Below are 16640 nucleotides of genomic sequence, written 5' to 3' on the forward strand. Positions count from 1 at the left end.
CTACAATCGACTTTCGACGTTCAAAGGTAGACAAAGCTTCTGTTGTTAGTTCGGGATTAAAACTGTTGCTCAACAACCCCCAAACCTCCATACCCTTGCGATGTGCCCAGCTGACATAAGCAGGATCCGCTTTGCTTTCTACAGTGCCCTCATGATCGACGACACTGAACCACGTAGGGCTCACCACATTTACTCCAGGCATAGGATCAAACTTGGAAGGATCAGGCTTGCGATTATAGACGGCTTCCCAAGCGAGATTCACTGGTCTACCCTCCCAATGCTTCTCCGATATGGATAAATCGTCCTTAACCGAAGGAATCACAAGCTCTTCTCCTTCAGCGATATGGTCTGATTTAATGTATCCTGCATAGCCATTGTCTAACTGCACAAAATACCAATCACCCTGTTGGGACCAGATACGTACTTTCGTCCGCTGAGGTACATCTGTCAAAATAAAAGATAGGCTAGAGGCTTCTTTACGTAAGGCAATTCTAGCATCCTGTTGCCCATCCTTCTTTTCTACATTACCCAGCCTGACCTTCTCGCCGGCCTTCATCAAGATAACGGCACCCGTTACAGAGTCTTCGTGTATAGAAACGCCGTATACTTCACGTACAGCCTCTATCGGGATATATACCTCTCCACTGATCACCTGGGGGGCTGCGCTCAGCGCATATGTTTTACCATTCAATTCCCCTTGTGCCTTCGAAACCTTCATATAGAGCAAGCTTTGTCTCGTCGCCATAATGACGGTTTGGCTGTCATCCTCATAGCGAACCGAAGGATCAATTTGACTTTGCACCAATTTAAGCGGCATCAGCATGTTCTTGCCGGAGCTTTGAGCTTCATACCCAGTCAACTTGCCCTGCATAAAAATAGGACGGACACTGCCCTGCCAATCGGGTTTCTCATGAAGGGGATTACCAAACCATACGACAGTAATTGCGCATATAATCGCTGCAAATAATAGCAGGCTTGCCGCTCCTTTGAATCGTGAACGTTTACGGCGGCGTCTGGAATGATTTCTGGCCAATATTGAACCTCCATTGTATGAACTTTGAATTCCGTATTTTGTAACCTCAACAGATTACTTGAAACAAAAGTAAAGTGATTTAAACAAAAAAACGCGGTAAATCCCCGCTTACGGAGAATTGCTCACGTTTCCAATCCATTACAATATATACATACCGCACAAAAAAACTCTATTCCTTGTTTCGTTACGTTTGTTTGTTACTACAAGTTTTGCATACTCCGTGTAACTCCATACGATGTCCATGCACTTCGAAGCCTGTTTCCAACGCAGCATGACGTTCCACATCAGCCAAATAGGGATAACTGAAATCTTCAATTTTTCCGCATTTTTCGCAAATGATGTGATAGTGCTCCGAAATATTGGCATCATAACGACTGGCGTTATCTCCATAGGTCAACTCATGTACCATACCCGCTTCTATAAACATCTTTAAGTTATTATAAACCGTAGCCACACTCATACTTGGAAACTTGGACTCAAGCGCTCGATATATTTCATCTGCAGTCGGATGCCCCATGGTTTCCATCAAATAGTTTAATATGGCATGACGCTGGGGTGTTATGCGTACACCTGTCTTCTTTAGAAGTTCCAAAGCATGCTGGACGCGTGCTGCCATATATGTCCACCGCCTTATCCCTTACTTACGATCCTATCAATTACCACGCATCTATTTACAACTTACTTCTAAACCTACTCACATTGTACGGTCTACTCAAGTTTCTTGTCAACGCGCCGTATTGTCGCCGGATGCTCCTATAGAGGTATCTGTCTCGGGAGCTCTAGGTTCAGCCGGAGAGATTTCAGATGTATCGGGCGCAGTCGTACCCCCGGAATCTTCCAAGTCGGGTAACGACGGCATCAGTAACTTTTTAATGGTTAAATTACTGTTGCCCTCCACGTTGATCGCATACTTGCCTGTCCCGTTTTGGCCTGAAATACTTTTACTGTCTATTTTAAATGGAAAATCGGATTGAAGATTACCATAACTGCTTGAACCCTCTAACTGAAAATCTCCATTCGACGGAAGATCCAATACGATATCACCGACAGCACTGTATATTTTCCAATCTCCGCTCACCTGTTCGCTATGCACTTTGATAGAGCCATTAAGCGAATTAGCATTCAGCTTGGCTGTAGAATTCAACACATTCATGTCCCCATTCTGAGTATCAACAGTGATATCTCCTTCCGAACGAGCAAGCTGAATGTCACCTACCATGGTATGTAGTGTGACAGCTCCCTCAATATCGCCTGCCTGCATGTCGCCTCGGTTCGTGCGCACATCCACATCTCCAGAAATCCGATGCAATTTAACCTGACCGTTCAGCGTGCCTCCCTTGACATTGCCGATAGCGTCATTAACGATGAGATTTCCATTACCGCTCTCGAGTCTAATGCTGTCAATAGCATCAACTCCATTCAAGGTAATATTCCCGTTGGAGGTTCTAATCTGCATATTGAACCGTCGGTCCTCAGGCACGGTGATCAGCATGTTCACACGGGGCTGACGTTTGCTTGATGCTCCGTATGACTGTGCCTCCGGACGAATCTGGATAGTCTTGCCGTCGGTAGAAGTCAGTGAAGAAGCTTGAGCAATCTTGTCCGCTTCGGCAGCAGGCGCTTGATCCACCCATAGAGTCCCTCGTACCTCTATATTGGACACAGGTCGTCTGATCAGTGTTACATCACCATTAACCGAATCAACTATTAAATCGGACGTCTGCATAGTTACAGGTACCAGCACACCACCCATATCATACCGATTCTCTTTAGCCTGGCTAAAATCCATAGAGGCTGACGTCAGATTGAGACTGACCCGATTCCACAGATACATATAATGATTTTGCTGGGTCACGATAAAAACCGAGGCTGCCACTACCAAAGCGGACAGAATCCCCTTTAGGTCAGGTCTGAATCGCCTTCCATTGTCAGACTTGCCTTCTTTCCGAAAGTACACAGCAAAAAAAATTAGATACTCCAGTCCCCAAAGCACGAAGATTACGGGCCACCAAACGAGGAGTTGAAGCATATATTCAGTATTTTGAAACACATCTACAATAAGCAAAATGCCTACAGCCATCAACAGAAGCGAAGAGGTGTAACGCCCGACTCTTATTTTACGGTGCACGCCAGCTTCACCCTCTTTCTTTCAACTTTTTACGCTTAAAGGTCAGAAAGGCTTCCCTTAGAAAAAGGAATAAACCGATCATCATTAATAAAATAGCCAGCGTAAGGAATCCATAATCCTCAAAGAAATTGCTCAACCAGCGAGGTTTCATGCGAAACAAAATCATAAGCCCACCGCCTGCCACCATCAGCACAGCAAAAGCAAAGCCTCTCTCCCACGCATAAAAAGGACTACTTTGCTGGCCTCTAGCATCCATTCGTACATAACGATCAGGCTTACGTCGATAGCGAACCATATAATCTGCAGACTGTAAGACATCATATACATTATAAAAATATAAAACAGGTATGAACAATCCAAGCAAAATAAGTAATGGAATGTTGATCCTTAAGCCGTCAGAGGAAACATACAGCATCGCAAAAATATCTAGCAGGAGCAATACAATAAAACTAAGCCCCCTGATAAACAGTCCTAAAAAAAGATGTCCCAGTCCGGGTAACAATGCCGCCATGATAATGGCAATCACTTTGCGAAATTTAGCGTATTTTAGACGCTTCCCCTGTCTGGGTTGTTCCAGCTGTTCCGATGCTTGTAGCTGTCCAGCCTCTCCAGACGGTAACGGTTGTTCCGAGTTCATGCCATCCTCCCCTTTGAATCCCATACGTGGTTCCGCTGAAAAACATTTCAATGCTTACATAGTACCCCACTCAGATTTAAGAGTAACTGTTAAAAAAAGGTACCCTATTACTCAACAGAGACTGCAGCTATATCTTCCCATTGTCGTAAATCTGCTGCAATACGTACAGGATTAAAATCATGACGGGCCAGCACCTCTAGGGAAACCTCCATACTCTGCCGATCTGGATGTAATTCGTGAAATGGGACATTTTCATGTTCTTTAATCATTATTTTACGTATTTCCACTTTTTCTTGCTCTAAATAAGTCGAAATCTGATCCAGCAATCCGTGAGAGGCCAATCCGTACAATGTAATAAGATGGCGCTTGCGTCCACGCATATACCGAAGTTCAACTTTGTTAAACACCCATAAATTTAAAAATACGAGCACTGTCGCCGCTATAGATGGGAAATAAAACCCTGCTCCAACCCCAAGGCCAATAGCAGCCACGACCCAAATGGAAGCCGCAGTCGTTAGTCCGGTAATGGATTTACCTGTGAACATAATCGTTCCTGCACCCAAAAAGCCTACGCCAGTGATCACAGCGGTAGCCAAACGAGCGGGATCTATGCGTACATTAGCTTCTTTAATAAAATCGGCAAAGCCGTAAATGGAGAGTAGCATAATCAGCGTCGAACCAAGGCTGACCATAATATGAGTCCTCAAACCAGCTGCGTGATTGGAACGCTCGCGTTCAAACCCAATGAATCCACCGAGAAGCATGGACAGTAAAAGCCGTAAAATGATATGTGAATCGTCTATAATCCACGGATTATTCATTCGAGTCTCTCCTCCCGGTTATGTCGTGCTTCCCACTCCGGGTGCGCGGTTTGTGGGCTTATGTGCATTTTTAATGTCAATTTGATACCTCAATGCTATTCCACCTTATGCAGATGGTAGGTAGTTAATTCCACGCCTGGAGCGACCTCAGCCGCAGATACGGGACGAAAGCCATGTTTTCGATATAACGCCACCGCAGGAGTATTTAGAGTTCCTGTAGAGACGATAAACAACGGGATATTTTGATATTCATTCAAAACATGCTTCATTAAAGAATCTGCAATGCCTTTACGAAAATGATCTGGGTGAACCATCATACGTGTAAGGGTAAGCGAATCGGGCGATTCGGACTGCACAGCCAGTGCTCCTAGCAATTCACCGTCCTCCAGCCACCCATAAAAAGACTCTCCACAGCTTCTCAGCGTATCCAATGTATCCATCAGTGGAGGAATTTCATCAAACCCAATCAGCTCAGCTTCCAGCCTATAGGCAACATGCTGTAGACGCCATATCTGACTGACGATATCATCATCTTCCAATGAACATAGGGTAACCATGCTGTTTTCCCTCCTAAGGAAACTCATAAAATGCCATCAGGTTCTAAAGCTTGTTCGCGCCAACCATTCTTAGCGGCTATGCAAAAGGGGCCTGTCCCTAAAAGACAAGCCCCTGTCAAATCTATGCCATTAGCGGTTCAGCACTTCCGTCAGCAACTTATTAGCAAGGCCAGGGTTTGCCTTCCCCTTGCTCTCCTTCATCACTTGACCGACTAGGAAGCCGATGGCCTTTTGCTTGCCAGCTTTGTAATCCTCAACTGATTGCGGGTTAGCTGCTACAACTTGTTCGACAATTGTAAGGATCGCACCCTCATCACTGATTTGTACAAGCCCTTTTTCTTCGACAATTTGCTGTGGCAGTTTATCACTTTCCAGCATTTCCTTGAAGACCGTTTTAGCGATTTTGCTATTGATCGTTCCCTTCTCCAGCAGTCCGATCATTTCACCCAAGCCCCGACCGGTCAATTTAACCTGCGACAGTTCAACACCGGCACTGTTCAAATAACCGAGTAGATCCCCCATAATCCAGTTGGATACTGCTTTGGCATCCTTGGTGAATTGAAGGCTATCCTCGAACAAATCGGCCAATGGCTTGGAGGACGTAATCACCTGGGCATCATACTCAGGTAATCCATATTCGGAAGTGTAGCGTGCTTTACGCTGGTCAGGCAATTCAGGAATCGAAGCACGGATGCGCTCTTTCCATTCCTCGTCTATATGAAGAGTAACGAGATCCGGGTCTGGGAAATAACGATAGTCATGGGCCTGTTCTTTACCACGCATGGATAAAGTTTTACCTTGTGCTTCATCCCAACGACGTGTCTCCTGTACAATTGTTCCGCCTTCGTCCAGCGTCTGCTCCTGCCTGAACTGCTCATATTCCAGTCCGCGCTGTACGCCACGGAAGGAGTTCATGTTTTTCAGTTCCGCTTTAGTTCCTAGCTCTTTTTGTCCATGCGGACGAAGACTGATATTCGCGTCGCAGCGAAGTGATCCTTCCTCCATCTTCACATCGGATACGTCACAATACTGCATAATGGCACGTATTTTTTCCAGATAGGCCTTGGCTTCTTCCGGCGAAGATATTTCCGGTTCCGAAACGATCTCGACCAATGGTGTGCCGACCCGATTAAAATCGACCAAAGATGCGTAGCCACCATCAACATGTGTTAATTTCCCTGCGTCCTCTTCCAGATGCAGTCGAGTAATACCGATACGCTTTGTCTCACCATTCACTTCAATATCAATCCAGCCATTTTCGCCAATGGGTTGATCGTATTGTGAGATTTGGTAGGCCTTAGGTGAATCGGGGTAAAAATAGTTCTTGCGGTCAAACTTGCTCACATCAGCAATGGTGCAATTCAGCGCCATTGCTGCTTTCATCGCATAATCAACGGCCTGACGGTTCAATACCGGCAATACCCCTGGATGACCGAGACAGACCGGACATGTATGAGAGTTGGGTGGTGCTCCGAAGGATGTCGAGCATCCACAGAATATTTTAGACTTCGTATGCAATTCCACGTGCACTTCAAGTCCGATGACCGTCTCATACTTGGATGTAGTTGTAGACATGAATAGGTTCCCTCCTTTTTGGCAAATTACAGCTGCGGACGCTGCTTGTGAAATTCGGTATTTTGTTCAAAAGCATGAGCTACGCGTAGCACGGAAGACTCGTCAAAGGCTTTTCCGATGATTTGTAGTCCGACTGGCATTCCATCCGCTAGACCACACGGAATGCTAATGGCTGGCACACCAGCCAAGCTCACCGGAATCGTCAAAATATCGTTCAAATACATTGTTAATGGATCGTCCACTTGCGAGCCGATTTTGAAAGCAGTTGTCGGTGCAGTAGGTCCGATAATCACATCATATTGTTCAAATACACGATCAAAATCCTGTTTAATCAGTGTGCGCACTTTTTGAGCTTTCAAATAATAAGCATCGTAGTACCCAGAGCTGAGCGCATAGGTACCTAGCATAATCCGACGCTTCACCTCAGGACCAAAACCCTGCGTACGGGACTGATGGTATAGATCAAGCAGGTTGTCTGGATTGTCAGAACGTACACCATAGCGCACGCCGTCAAAACGTGCCAGATTGGATGACGCTTCGGATGAAGCCAGCAGGTAGTATGTCGCAACCGCATATTCCGTGTGTGGAAGAGATACCTCTTCCCATACAGCGCCCAATCCTTCCAGCGTTTTCAGTGCATCCAGCACCTTTTCCTTGACCTGAGGATCGACGCCCTCACCAAGATACTCTTTAGGCACAGCGATACGTAGTCCTTTTACATCCCCGGTTAAAGCGTTCAAATAATCAGGAATGTCTACCTTTGCAGAAGTGGAGTCCTTCTGGTCATAACCTGCAATGGCTTGTAGGACATAGGCCGAATCCTGAACATTTTTAGTAATGGGTCCAATTTGGTCTAAAGAGGAGGCAAAAGCCACCAGTCCAAAACGGGATACTAGACCATAGGTTGGTTTCAGGCCAACTACTCCGCAGTAAGAAGCGGGCTGGCGAATGGAACCCCCTGTATCCGAGCCGAGCGTGAAATAAGCCTCACCTGCTGCAACAGCCGCAGCCGAGCCGCCACTGGAACCACCGGGAACACGTTCTAAATCCCAAGGGTTACGTGCAGGGAAAAAGCTGGAGTTCTCGTTAGAGCCGCCCATGGCGAATTCGTCCATGTTCATTTTACCGAGTGTCACGGTTTGCGCTGCGCGTAACTTGCTAACAACTGTGGCATCGTAAACGGGATCAAAATTTTTCAAAAACTGACTGCCACATGTTGTACGCAGCCCTTCTGTCACAATATTATCCTTAATGCCAACTGGCAGGCCAAACAACAACCCTCTTTCCTCTCCGGAAATCAGTTGATCATCCAGCTGACGTGCGGATGCACGGGCCTGTTCCTCGTCAACGGTAATATAAGCTCTGATCTTGTCTTCCCGCGCACCAATTGTCTCCAGAGCGTGTCCTACCAGATCACTCACGGAAATTTCCTTTTGATGCAGCTTGTTATGTATCTCGGGCAATGTGTTATTGAACAAGCTCAATTTGCATCCTCCTTTCAAATATGAGATCTATTCCAGAACAGCAGGAACCTTAAACTGTCCGTCTTCTTCTTCAGGTGCATTGCGCATCACTTGCTCATGTGTCAAACTTTCGCGAACTTCGTCGTCTCGCATGACATTGCTGACGTGCAGCACATGAGTGGTCGGCTTTACCTGCTCCGTATCCAGCTCATTCAGCTTCTCCGCATAATGGAGAATGGCGTTTAATTGTCCTGTCATCGTTTCTTCCTCAGCCGCGGTCAGATTCAACCTGGACAGCTTGGCTACGTGACGGACATCTTCCGTGGAAATGTTCATACAAAACCCTCCTCATGTATATGAGGATTTTGCAAAAAATCCAATAAGCGACTGAAATCGAATTTTGCAAAATCCTGATATTAAAAAATGCTGCACCGAACTTTGAAATAACGTTTTTAATTATAGGATAGAACCCTTTACAATTCAATCTTTGACGCGGTACAGAAGCAAACTGCACTTCGATGAGGTAAATGTTGTTAAAAGAATATAAAAAAAGCACCTTTCGGTGCTCTTTCGTGAAAACTATAGGAGCTGAGATTGTGCCCTTTATATATTCTTAAAAAGAATCGACCGTAGCCGACTCCTATATCCAAGCACGCAAATTGACTTGTCTGATAAAATCAGCCTGTGACAACAACTCCGCCGCGGTTTCTTCTTCCTCAGTCTCTACCGAATCAATACCACCGTTCATCACATGCATGAACAGTTGCTCATTATGGGTAGCAAGGGCGTAATCTATCAGCGCTTCACGCTCAATCCGCTCGGCTTCCAGCTTGAGAATACTCTCTTCCAGCTCGATGTCTCCGGATGGTACAAAAAAATTGCGGTTCACCTTCGGTACGCGAATGACATAGTCAAAAGCATTGTCCGCATTACGGTCGTAAGCAATGATATAACCATGTTCGCCCACAGGAAGATTCTGCTCAAAAGCATCCGCGACGATCATAATTCTAGCTCCTAAATGATGCATCGTTAGCCCCCCCGTTTGTCTGAACTTATCTGCTAAGTCTACTAAAAAAAAAGTAGCTTGTCTATATCATCTATGTATCTTCATAATCGACCGTCTCCACGTCCCAACCTGTGTTCATTCAGCCTCACATGCCAGTTTTGTGTAGGGATTCCGCCCCGTCGTTTCACCTTTTTCCAAGTTATGATCTTCGGCTTGGAATCTGCCACAGAATCTTCAATATCTATTATATTGGGAACCCGGAAACTACCTCCAATCTCACGTTGTACCCCATATATATGTTTTCTTTTCATTCTTGCTCCCCCTTGTGATCTGACGGCCTCATGCCTCTTTATCCTCTTAATGGGCAAAAAAAAGAACGCAAACCGGGATTCATCCACAGCTTGCGTGCTTCGCGAGTTTAGTATGTAACTTCAATAAATTTATGTTAACAAAAATAAAAACCTTTGTCTATACATAATTTATAATTTGTTGTCGAAATGGGGCAAAACCTGTCACACCTTTGATTTTGCCCCTACTGAACATTCATCACATTTACCGGATATACGGATTGTTAGCTTTCTCATAACCGATGGACGTTTTGGGACCGTGACCGGAATAGACTGTAACGTCATCTCCGAGTGGAAACAATTTGTTCTGAATAGAATCGTATAGATCCCGTTCGCGGCCGCCCGCCAGATCCGTGCGTCCAACGCCCTGACGAAATAGCACATCCCCGGAAAAAAGATCTTTGCCGCATAAAAAGCTGACACTTCCGGGTGAATGGCCCGGTGTATGGAAAACCCGGAACGTGTGACCGATCAGGTTCAATTGTTGACCTTCTGCCAAGTCATATTCGGCTGGTTCCGTCGAGATCGGAGGGGATGCCTCTGGCCACATCAAGGAGCCATTCAGCTTAGGAGATGTAAGCCAGTCTTGCTCCAAGACGTGCAGATAAACCGGGCAGTCTTTGGCATTGCGAATCTCCTCTACTCCTCCGATATGGTCAAAATGGGCATGCGTCAGCAGGATAGCTTCAATCGTCAGTGGCTCAATGGCTCTCAGCAAAGGACCCGGATTCATCCCTGGATCAATAATAACAGCGCGCTTCGGATCATCTCCTTGAAGCAAATAAGCATTCGTCTGGAGCGGGCCGAGATTAAAACTGCGAATAGATAATGTCATAAGTTAAAATCCCGAGATCAGCTCGCGTAATTCCTGAACAATTACAGGATGGACCTCGGTTCCCTCCCCATATTTTCCAGCCATTTCTTTACGAGCAACTGCGATTTTTTCTTGATAATCATCGGCTTCCCGATCTGGATTTTCACGTTTGAATGCGATCATAATTTGTTGAACATGTGCAGGGCGTGGTCCCCAGTGGCCAAGTACATGACCTCCCGTATCCGCAAAAATCACAATCGGCACAGCACGTCCGCCCATTGTCAGGAAGTCGTCCATCAGCGCCTGATGATTTTCCAGAATCAATACTTCGGTTGGAATCCCGCTATTCTCCAACGCGCGGAACACAACTGGCACATTGCGTACTACATCCCCACACCAGTCGGCAGCCAATATAAGCACACGCAGATCATCACGATGGTTCAGGCTTTCAAAAAACTCCCGATCCTCTTCGCTGCTCCACACAAACTGATCGTATCCAGAGCGGAAGGCTTCTTTGTTCTTTTCCATGCCCTCCATAAATTGTTCAGGACTCAAGCCCTTTCCGAAATATTGCGATACGTTAGTACGGCTCATGTTATACACTTCCTTTTTTGTTTTTGGCTACAATCCATTTGATAACAAAATAAATGATCAAGAGCGCAAGAGCAACCAGCAAAATCGGTTTGATGTAAGGTGCTGCCACTTCGTCAATTTGTTCCCACTTGTCTCCCAACAGCATACCTAAATATATAAACAAAACAGACCAAGGTATAATCGCCAGCGTTGTCAAAATAATAAAGCGCCATACGTTCATTCGAGCCAACCCGGCAGGGATTGAGATCGCGTGACGAACAACAGGGATAAAGCGAGCTGTAAAAATGACCCCTGTGCCATATTTATTGAACCAGGCTTCAGCGTGGTCAACATGACTTTTTTTGATGAGTATGTATTTCCCATACTTATCTAAAACGGGTCTGCCGCCATAGCGTCCAATCCAGTAAATGAACAACTGGGCCAGCACCCCGCCAATCGTTCCAAACACGACTGCGCCAAAAAAATTAATATGACCCGAGGACACTAAAAAACCGCCATAAGCGAGGACTATTTCACTTGGAATGACCTCCACCATCAAGCCTAGCATAATACCAAAATACCCAAGACTACGAATGATCTCAAACAAATAATTAATGATACTAGATATTTGGTCCATCTCTCTTCCCACTCCCTGCCTGTTTCTCTATTTTCATTTAGTGTATCACAGCGGCAGAACAAGTCGCCACTTCGTCCAAAAAGGGAAGTCAGTGACCCCGGATCCTCTGCCCGCATAAGTTGTGAGAGAGAGGAGGGGGTACAATATGCCTCCCGGCAAATTCCCCAAACATGACAATTCACAATCCCGATTACCCACGGCTCGTGGTATCCGCCGCGCATGTACCAAAGAGTTGTATCGAACCTGCAAACGTCTGCCTGTTCACATTGCTCCTGATCTGGTCAAGCAGGGCGAAGAACTATACTGCCGCAAGGTCGTCGGACACCTTATCTGGATTGCGGAAAACCATAGTAATCGCAAACTACTGTGCGACTGGTGGGATGAAGATGTCAGCGAGGAGCTCGCGGCATTGTGGAAGGTGGATCGCGATGTCTTGTGCACCGCTTTTAGAAATGCCTATGGCGGATAGATGTTTGTGTACTGCAATCATGAACTGTGAACTACAAAAAAGTGGAGCCACCCCGCAGTGGCTCCACTTTTACTATATTCCTAGCTATGTGTCTGCTTTTTCCCCGCTCCTTCGGGAAGCAAGTCCGCACAAGCGCGTTCCAAATAAGGATCAGCATGAATAAAATCCCGAAATGCTGTGTATTCACGCCACAGAACGGATTGTTCTCCCGCTTGCCCTTTGACGGCACGAATCAGAATATTTTTAGGTGTATGCTCCATGTCGATAAATTCCAATAGCTGTGTCCGATATCCCATCATATCCAGCAGTTTGGCCCGGATTCCATCCGTTGCCAGTGCAGAAAAACGCTCCTTTAAAATGCCGTGGGAAAGCAACGGCTCCAATACCGGATTTTCCAGTTGGTTAAACAGCTCATGCTGGCAACACGGAACCGACAAAATGACGGAAGCACCCCAGCGAACAGCCTTTTCCAGCGCCGCATCTGTTGCAGTATCACAAGCGTGCAAGGTAACAACCATATCCACCTGTTCCAGTTCGTTATAGTCTGCGATATCACCGACCAGAAACTCCAACTGTCGATATTGCAGCTTTTGAGCCAGAACATTACAGGCTTCAATGACATCTGCCTTCAAGTCCAAACCAACGATCTGCAATGGTCGCTTTTGCTGTACAGCCAAATAGTGATACAACGCAAAGGTCAAATACGATTTGCCACAGCCAAAATCCACAATCGTCAATGGGCGGCCTACCGGAAGGCTAGGTAATACATCCTGCACCATTTCGAGAAACCGGTTAATTTGACGAAACTTATCATACTTGCGGGCCAGTACCTTACCATCCTCATTCATAATCCCCAGCTCAATCAGGAAAGGAATTCGTTCCCCTTCTTCGAGCACATATTGCTTTTTGCGATTATGAGACAGGTCGGCTTTACTTTTGCTCGGTGACTTTGTCAGAATGGATACTTTATATTTTTTACTGATCAGCACTTGGTAGTCTGCATCCTTGGCGCATAAAAGTCCTTGGCGGAACGTGTCCTCAAACAAGGCAGTCATACGCTCGTTAGCTTCGTCAGGGGTCAGATTTTCATGAATGACTTTGTTGCTGTAATGAAAAGCAAACTGGTAATGCAGTTTGTTTTTCAATTCTACAGGTTTAATTTGTACTTTAGTAAAAGAAGCATCCTCCCGTTTGCGAAGCTGACTCAGCGTCGCTGTTATGAGGGATCCTCCCGTGGTCAATTGGTATATAAGTTCGCGCAGTGAATCCAAAAGGTACATCTCACTTTCTTTCATGTAATTGGGTGATCTCGGTCAAACCCTCGGTGACTTCCTGGCGTGAAATTCCACCCTGCTCCAGCTCTGCATTGGTCTTATCCAGTAATTGACTATAAAACGTCTCCGCTTCCGCTAGCAGTTCTGGCTGCTCCCATGCCAATCCAAACCAGACATCGGCGGCTTCGTCCAACCTGTTTTCTCGCTCGTAATGAACAGCCAGCAGCTTGCTGGTTTCAGGGGGGAGCTCATATTCGCGCACCAGCTTCACGATACACGCTATTCGTTCAGGCAGGACCTGCAGATCACGAGTCGCGCCATTCGTATCGCTGTACAAATATAAATGAAGAGATTTCATCAAGATTCGTATACCTTCGTCTGTTCTGCTGGTTTCCAGGTAAATCGCGGCTTCTTCCTCCAAAATGCGAGCCACCTGCTGAAGCTTATCCGCTTCAATTCCAGGGCCCAATCGGAAAAGCTCAATAATTTGTTCCGGCGGCAATCGTCTGAGCAGATCTGAACGAAGACGAAACTGCTTGTTGAGCAGGTCATCTAGCTGTTTCAGCGCTTCGATGTGTTTATTTTCGCGCCTAAGACCGAGCACCGATGCTACTGCGGATGTCAATTCTTCCATCATACTGAGCAAATAGTCTTTTCTAAGCAAGCCGTTCCCTTCCTTTCATCCCGATGCCTAGACAACCAGAAACTTCTGTCTTCTGATTGTATGACATCCTTGTCTAAAAGCCAAATGCCACCGCCATGCCGCAATTTCATTTAACACAATTACAAATACTTTATAGCATCAAAGATTCGACACTCAGAAATCACGTATGGCACGTAACATTCCGTTAGTACAGTGTTTTGTAGCCGATCATGGACTAACGAAATAGAGTATTTGAAAATTTGATATTGATTCTCCGTTAGTCTCGTGTTATTTTTGTTTCATGCGAAACAAAAATAATCTTTATTATTTATTGATTCATATAATAAAATAAAATATTTATTTTCATTCGAAACAAAATTATGCATTGATATTTTACAGGGGAGGACGTTTAAGTATGGGAAAAAAATCCAGTGCGATACTACCGGAATATAAAGAGTTCATACAGCGACAGCATATTTTCTTTGTAGGATCAGCACCGATATCCGAGACGGGGCATGTGAATATTTCCCCCAAGGGATATGATTCCTTTCGTATTTTGTCAGATCAGGAGGTAGCCTATCTCGACTTGTCGGGAAGTGGCAACGAAACAAGTGCGCACATTATAGAGAACGGACGGGTAACCATCATGTTCTGTGCATTTGAAGGCGAGCCCAGTGTATTAAGACTCTATGGTACTGGCACAGTCGTGTTGCCCAATACAAAGCGTTGGAATGAGCTGTATCCTCTCTTTAATCCACTTCCTGGAGCAAGACAAATCATAGTAGTTGATGTTCATATGGTGCAGGATTCATGTGGTTTTGCAGTTCCCTTCATGACTTACACGAGCGAACGGGAAAAGCTGAAGGACGTGGCGATTCAGATGGGCGAAGAAGTACTTAAAAAGTATGCATACGAGAAAAGTTTAGAGAGTATTGATGGTTTGCCGACGGCGTTTGCCTTGAACAAAAATAATATGACTTAGGTATTCTGCACATTAACCGATATGATACAACAAGTCAGCAAAATTCAAATAAACTGAATGTATAGTGACCACATCTAAAAACAATTTGCATACAAGAAACCGGAACCTTCTGACGATCACATCAAAGGGTTCCGGTTTTTGGGCTTACCTTAGTCTACTTTTTCAAGTTTTGCTCCAAAAACGCCAAGATAGCATTAGCTAATAGCTCCGGTGCCTCAAACAGGCTCATGTGACCTGCTTCCGGCAGGGTAACCTGAGTTACTCCGGCCCGATCTGTTGTAAACGTCCGCGCTGGAGGAACCGCCTGATCCTGCTCCCCCGCTACTAAAAGAGCTGGCAAGGCAGAAGCCGACAACACATCCCGTCGGTCAGGACGCTCGCGCATAGCCAATGATGCTCCTACAGCTCCTTGCGGAGGTGTTTTGTAGCCAATTTCTTTGACTTTAAGTAATTGGCTGGACATCGACTCCACATGATCAGGAGCAAACAGTCCCGGTACGAGTCCATCTACAAAGTTGGTAATCCCCTCCGTTTGGATGGTAGATACAGCCTTGTTACGCTTTTCTTTACCTTCGTCCGTATCTGCATAAGCTGTGGAATGAATCAGTCCAAAGGCTGTAAGGCGCTCTGCATGTCTCTGCACTGCCGAAAGGGCTAAATAGCCTCCTAGGGAGTGACCAAACCAGGCAGCCTGAGGGATGTCCAATTGTTCTTGAAGTTTAAGCACATCATCTGCCATTTGATCAATCGTATAGGCTCCTAGTGGAGCATCGCTGCGTCCGTGTCCACGCAAGTCTGGAACAATACAACGATAGCTTGGGGACAGCAAGGGAACAACCTCATCCCAATAGGAGGAGCTTCCGCAAAATCCGTGCAATAGAATGATCGGATCTCCTTTTCCCTGTTCGGCATAGCAGATCGTCGTTCCTTCGCATAATACCTTTTCCATGTGGAACCCTTCCTTCTCTGTATATAATCTATTGGATCTGAATATATTAGTGAGTAGAACATGCTGATGTATATTATTAAGCAGACGATCAATATCTGAAACGGTAACCCTCTGGAAAATCTTGCGAAGCTGTTTTTAAGCCAAATTCACAAGCCGCCGCATTAGCAATATGCGCAGCCATTGTCATGACCAAGTGAAGCGAAGTCATTTGGAGTGTCCAATAGGGTTTGGGACTGCGCTCATTCACAATCGCTGCAACACTATAATGACCCACAGACGGCAGAGACAGCCCTACCGATCGCGCAGGAGTTAGCGGTTCACACGCAATAAGAAACATTCCCGTTGAGCCGTGCTGTCCAAGACAAGCATCTATGGCGATCACATGATGATCTTGGGGAATGCACTCCAAGTATGGAACCAGATGATCCGCATCACAGGGCTCCGACATTGTCCCAATCACGTGCGGAAAACCTTGCTCCTTGAGCATGGTGCCTACCAGTGGCCCCAGTGAATCACCCGACGAGCGATCTGTACCGATACAAACAAAAGTCAACTTATCTATAGCATGCTGATGATGAATTTCTCGGAAAAACGGCGCGAGTCCATCTCGATCTGTTTTCTTTACATTATGTTCTAAGGACGAGCGTCCGGGTGCGGGAGCTCGATTATACAAAGACAACTTTGCCCATCCTCCTTGATTCGGTTGTATATTGGTAATCTGGCTTTCAGTAC

The 16640-nt window shown here is 45.8% G+C and carries 20 protein-coding genes (1 of these 20 only partly in view); 2 read left to right on the forward strand and 18 right to left on the reverse strand.

The features are described 5' to 3' along the window. The 14 genes from MLD56_RS21245 to MLD56_RS21310 form a co-directional block, all read right to left on the reverse strand. Positions 1-1033, reverse strand: partial view of a glycosyl hydrolase family 18 protein gene (locus tag MLD56_RS21245; protein ID WP_029517194.1) — the 5' portion only. The gene continues 686 nt to the left of window position 1, outside the view; the window shows 1033 of its 1719 coding nt (coding positions 1-1033); it begins with the start codon at positions 1031-1033; its stop codon lies beyond the left edge, outside the window. A 184-nt stretch (positions 1034-1217) separates the two neighbouring features. Then, positions 1218-1649, reverse strand: coding sequence for a Fur family transcriptional regulator (locus MLD56_RS21250; protein ID WP_029517193.1), 432 nt, complete (start codon positions 1647-1649; stop codon positions 1218-1220). A 108-nt stretch (positions 1650-1757) separates the two neighbouring features. Beyond that, positions 1758-3161, reverse strand: a complete 1404-nt coding sequence (locus MLD56_RS21255; protein WP_029517192.1) for a DUF4097 family beta strand repeat-containing protein — start codon at positions 3159-3161, stop codon at positions 1758-1760. A gap of 7 nt (positions 3162-3168) precedes the next feature. Then, positions 3169-3822 carry a hypothetical protein gene (locus tag MLD56_RS21260; RefSeq protein ID WP_029517191.1) on the reverse strand — a complete coding sequence of 218 codons (654 nt, stop codon included), beginning with the start codon at positions 3820-3822 and terminating at the stop codon, positions 3169-3171. 83 nt (positions 3823-3905) lie between these two features. Further along, the gene (locus MLD56_RS21265; RefSeq protein ID WP_029517190.1) at positions 3906-4619 is read right to left on the reverse strand and encodes an MgtC/SapB family protein; all 714 of its coding nucleotides are present in this window, start codon (positions 4617-4619) and stop codon (positions 3906-3908) included. Positions 4620-4714: 95 nt separating this feature from the next. Then, positions 4715-5176 (reverse strand): GNAT family N-acetyltransferase, encoded by a 462-nt coding sequence (locus tag MLD56_RS21270; protein WP_029517189.1) that lies wholly within the window; start codon positions 5174-5176, stop codon positions 4715-4717. A gap of 129 nt (positions 5177-5305) precedes the next feature. Beyond that, a complete protein-coding gene (gene gatB, locus MLD56_RS21275) occupies positions 5306-6751 on the reverse strand; it encodes an Asp-tRNA(Asn)/Glu-tRNA(Gln) amidotransferase subunit GatB (protein WP_013311908.1) in 1446 nt (481 codons plus the stop codon). 26 nt (positions 6752-6777) lie between these two features. Beyond that, positions 6778-8235 (reverse strand): Asp-tRNA(Asn)/Glu-tRNA(Gln) amidotransferase subunit GatA, encoded by a 1458-nt coding sequence (gene gatA / locus MLD56_RS21280; RefSeq protein WP_023990257.1) that lies wholly within the window; start codon positions 8233-8235, stop codon positions 6778-6780. A 27-nt stretch (positions 8236-8262) separates the two neighbouring features. Further along, a complete protein-coding gene (gatC, locus tag MLD56_RS21285) occupies positions 8263-8550 on the reverse strand; it encodes an Asp-tRNA(Asn)/Glu-tRNA(Gln) amidotransferase subunit GatC (RefSeq protein ID WP_013311910.1) in 288 nt (95 codons plus the stop codon). A 304-nt stretch (positions 8551-8854) separates the two neighbouring features. Next, entirely contained in the window at positions 8855-9241 is a 387-nt protein-coding gene (locus MLD56_RS21290; RefSeq protein WP_025675434.1) for a hypothetical protein, read from the reverse strand. 80 nt (positions 9242-9321) lie between these two features. Next, positions 9322-9531 (reverse strand): hypothetical protein, encoded by a 210-nt coding sequence (locus MLD56_RS21295; protein ID WP_029517188.1) that lies wholly within the window; start codon positions 9529-9531, stop codon positions 9322-9324. 241 nt (positions 9532-9772) lie between these two features. After that, a complete protein-coding gene (locus MLD56_RS21300) occupies positions 9773-10402 on the reverse strand; it encodes an MBL fold metallo-hydrolase (protein WP_029517187.1) in 630 nt (209 codons plus the stop codon). Positions 10403-10405: 3 nt separating this feature from the next. Continuing rightward, a complete protein-coding gene (locus tag MLD56_RS21305) occupies positions 10406-10975 on the reverse strand; it encodes a thioredoxin family protein (protein WP_029517186.1) in 570 nt (189 codons plus the stop codon). A gap of 1 nt (position 10976) precedes the next feature. Beyond that, complete coding sequence (locus tag MLD56_RS21310; protein ID WP_029517185.1) at positions 10977-11591, reverse strand: undecaprenyl phosphate transporter UptA; 615 nt, start codon at positions 11589-11591, stop codon at positions 10977-10979. A 145-nt stretch (positions 11592-11736) separates the two neighbouring features. On the opposite strand from MLD56_RS21310, the gene MLD56_RS21315 reads away from it, so the two are divergent. Continuing rightward, complete coding sequence (locus MLD56_RS21315) at positions 11737-12060, forward strand: hypothetical protein (RefSeq protein ID WP_029517184.1); 324 nt, start codon at positions 11737-11739, stop codon at positions 12058-12060. 80 nt (positions 12061-12140) lie between these two features. On the opposite strand, the gene MLD56_RS21320 is transcribed toward MLD56_RS21315, so the two are convergent. After that, positions 12141-13355: a class I SAM-dependent methyltransferase gene (locus MLD56_RS21320; protein WP_029517183.1), complete on the reverse strand. Its 1215-nt coding sequence runs from the start codon at positions 13353-13355 to the stop codon at positions 12141-12143. Then, complete coding sequence (locus MLD56_RS21325; protein WP_029517182.1) at positions 13342-13998, reverse strand: DUF6483 family protein; 657 nt, start codon at positions 13996-13998, stop codon at positions 13342-13344. The genes MLD56_RS21320 and MLD56_RS21325 overlap by 14 nt, the downstream gene beginning before the upstream one ends. Before the next feature lie 394 nt (positions 13999-14392). On the opposite strand from MLD56_RS21325, the gene MLD56_RS21330 reads away from it, so the two are divergent. Then, positions 14393-14959, forward strand: coding sequence for a pyridoxamine 5'-phosphate oxidase family protein (locus MLD56_RS21330; RefSeq protein WP_029517181.1), 567 nt, complete (start codon positions 14393-14395; stop codon positions 14957-14959). Between the two features lie 154 nt (positions 14960-15113). Here the strand turns inward: MLD56_RS21330 and MLD56_RS21335 are convergent, their stop codons facing one another. Continuing rightward, entirely contained in the window at positions 15114-15908 is a 795-nt protein-coding gene (locus MLD56_RS21335; protein ID WP_029517180.1) for an alpha/beta fold hydrolase, read from the reverse strand. Between the two features lie 88 nt (positions 15909-15996). Further along, positions 15997-16587: a spore protease YyaC gene (gene yyaC / locus MLD56_RS21340; protein ID WP_049816976.1), complete on the reverse strand. Its 591-nt coding sequence runs from the start codon at positions 16585-16587 to the stop codon at positions 15997-15999. Between the last annotated feature and the right edge of the window lie 53 nt (positions 16588-16640).

Source organism: Paenibacillus peoriae, assembly GCF_022531965.1.
Taxonomy (GTDB): Bacteria; Bacillota; Bacilli; order Paenibacillales; family Paenibacillaceae; genus Paenibacillus; species Paenibacillus polymyxa_D.

What these genes read in the sequence shown, in the direction of transcription:
- MLD56_RS21250 (WP_029517193.1), bottom strand. Translation starts at nt 1,649, where the DNA reads ATGGCAGCACGCGTCCAGCATGCTTTGGAACTTCTAAAGAAGACAGGT.
- MLD56_RS21260 (WP_029517191.1), bottom strand. Translation starts at nt 3,822, where the DNA reads ATGGGATTCAAAGGGGAGGATGGCATGAACTCGGAACAACCGTTACCG.
- MLD56_RS21265 (WP_029517190.1), bottom strand. Translation starts at nt 4,619, where the DNA reads ATGAATAATCCGTGGATTATAGACGATTCACATATCATTTTACGGCTT.
- MLD56_RS21270 (WP_029517189.1), bottom strand. Translation starts at nt 5,176, where the DNA reads ATGGTTACCCTATGTTCATTGGAAGATGATGATATCGTCAGTCAGATA.
- gatB (WP_013311908.1), bottom strand. Translation starts at nt 6,751, where the DNA reads ATGTCTACAACTACATCCAAGTATGAGACGGTCATCGGACTTGAAGTG.
- gatC (WP_013311910.1), bottom strand. Translation starts at nt 8,550, where the DNA reads ATGAACATTTCCACGGAAGATGTCCGTCACGTAGCCAAGCTGTCCAGG.
- MLD56_RS21290 (WP_025675434.1), bottom strand. Translation starts at nt 9,241, where the DNA reads ATGCATCATTTAGGAGCTAGAATTATGATCGTCGCGGATGCTTTTGAG.
- MLD56_RS21295 (WP_029517188.1), bottom strand. Translation starts at nt 9,531, where the DNA reads ATGAAAAGAAAACATATATATGGGGTACAACGTGAGATTGGAGGTAGT.
- MLD56_RS21300 (WP_029517187.1), bottom strand. Translation starts at nt 10,402, where the DNA reads ATGACATTATCTATTCGCAGTTTTAATCTCGGCCCGCTCCAGACGAAT.
- MLD56_RS21305 (WP_029517186.1), bottom strand. Translation starts at nt 10,975, where the DNA reads ATGAGCCGTACTAACGTATCGCAATATTTCGGAAAGGGCTTGAGTCCT.
- MLD56_RS21310 (WP_029517185.1), bottom strand. Translation starts at nt 11,591, where the DNA reads ATGGACCAAATATCTAGTATCATTAATTATTTGTTTGAGATCATTCGT.
- MLD56_RS21315 (WP_029517184.1), top strand. Translation starts at nt 11,737, where the DNA reads ATGCCTCCCGGCAAATTCCCCAAACATGACAATTCACAATCCCGATTA.
- MLD56_RS21320 (WP_029517183.1), bottom strand. Translation starts at nt 13,355, where the DNA reads ATGAAAGAAAGTGAGATGTACCTTTTGGATTCACTGCGCGAACTTATA.
- MLD56_RS21330 (WP_029517181.1), top strand. Translation starts at nt 14,393, where the DNA reads ATGGGAAAAAAATCCAGTGCGATACTACCGGAATATAAAGAGTTCATA.
- MLD56_RS21335 (WP_029517180.1), bottom strand. Translation starts at nt 15,908, where the DNA reads ATGGAAAAGGTATTATGCGAAGGAACGACGATCTGCTATGCCGAACAG.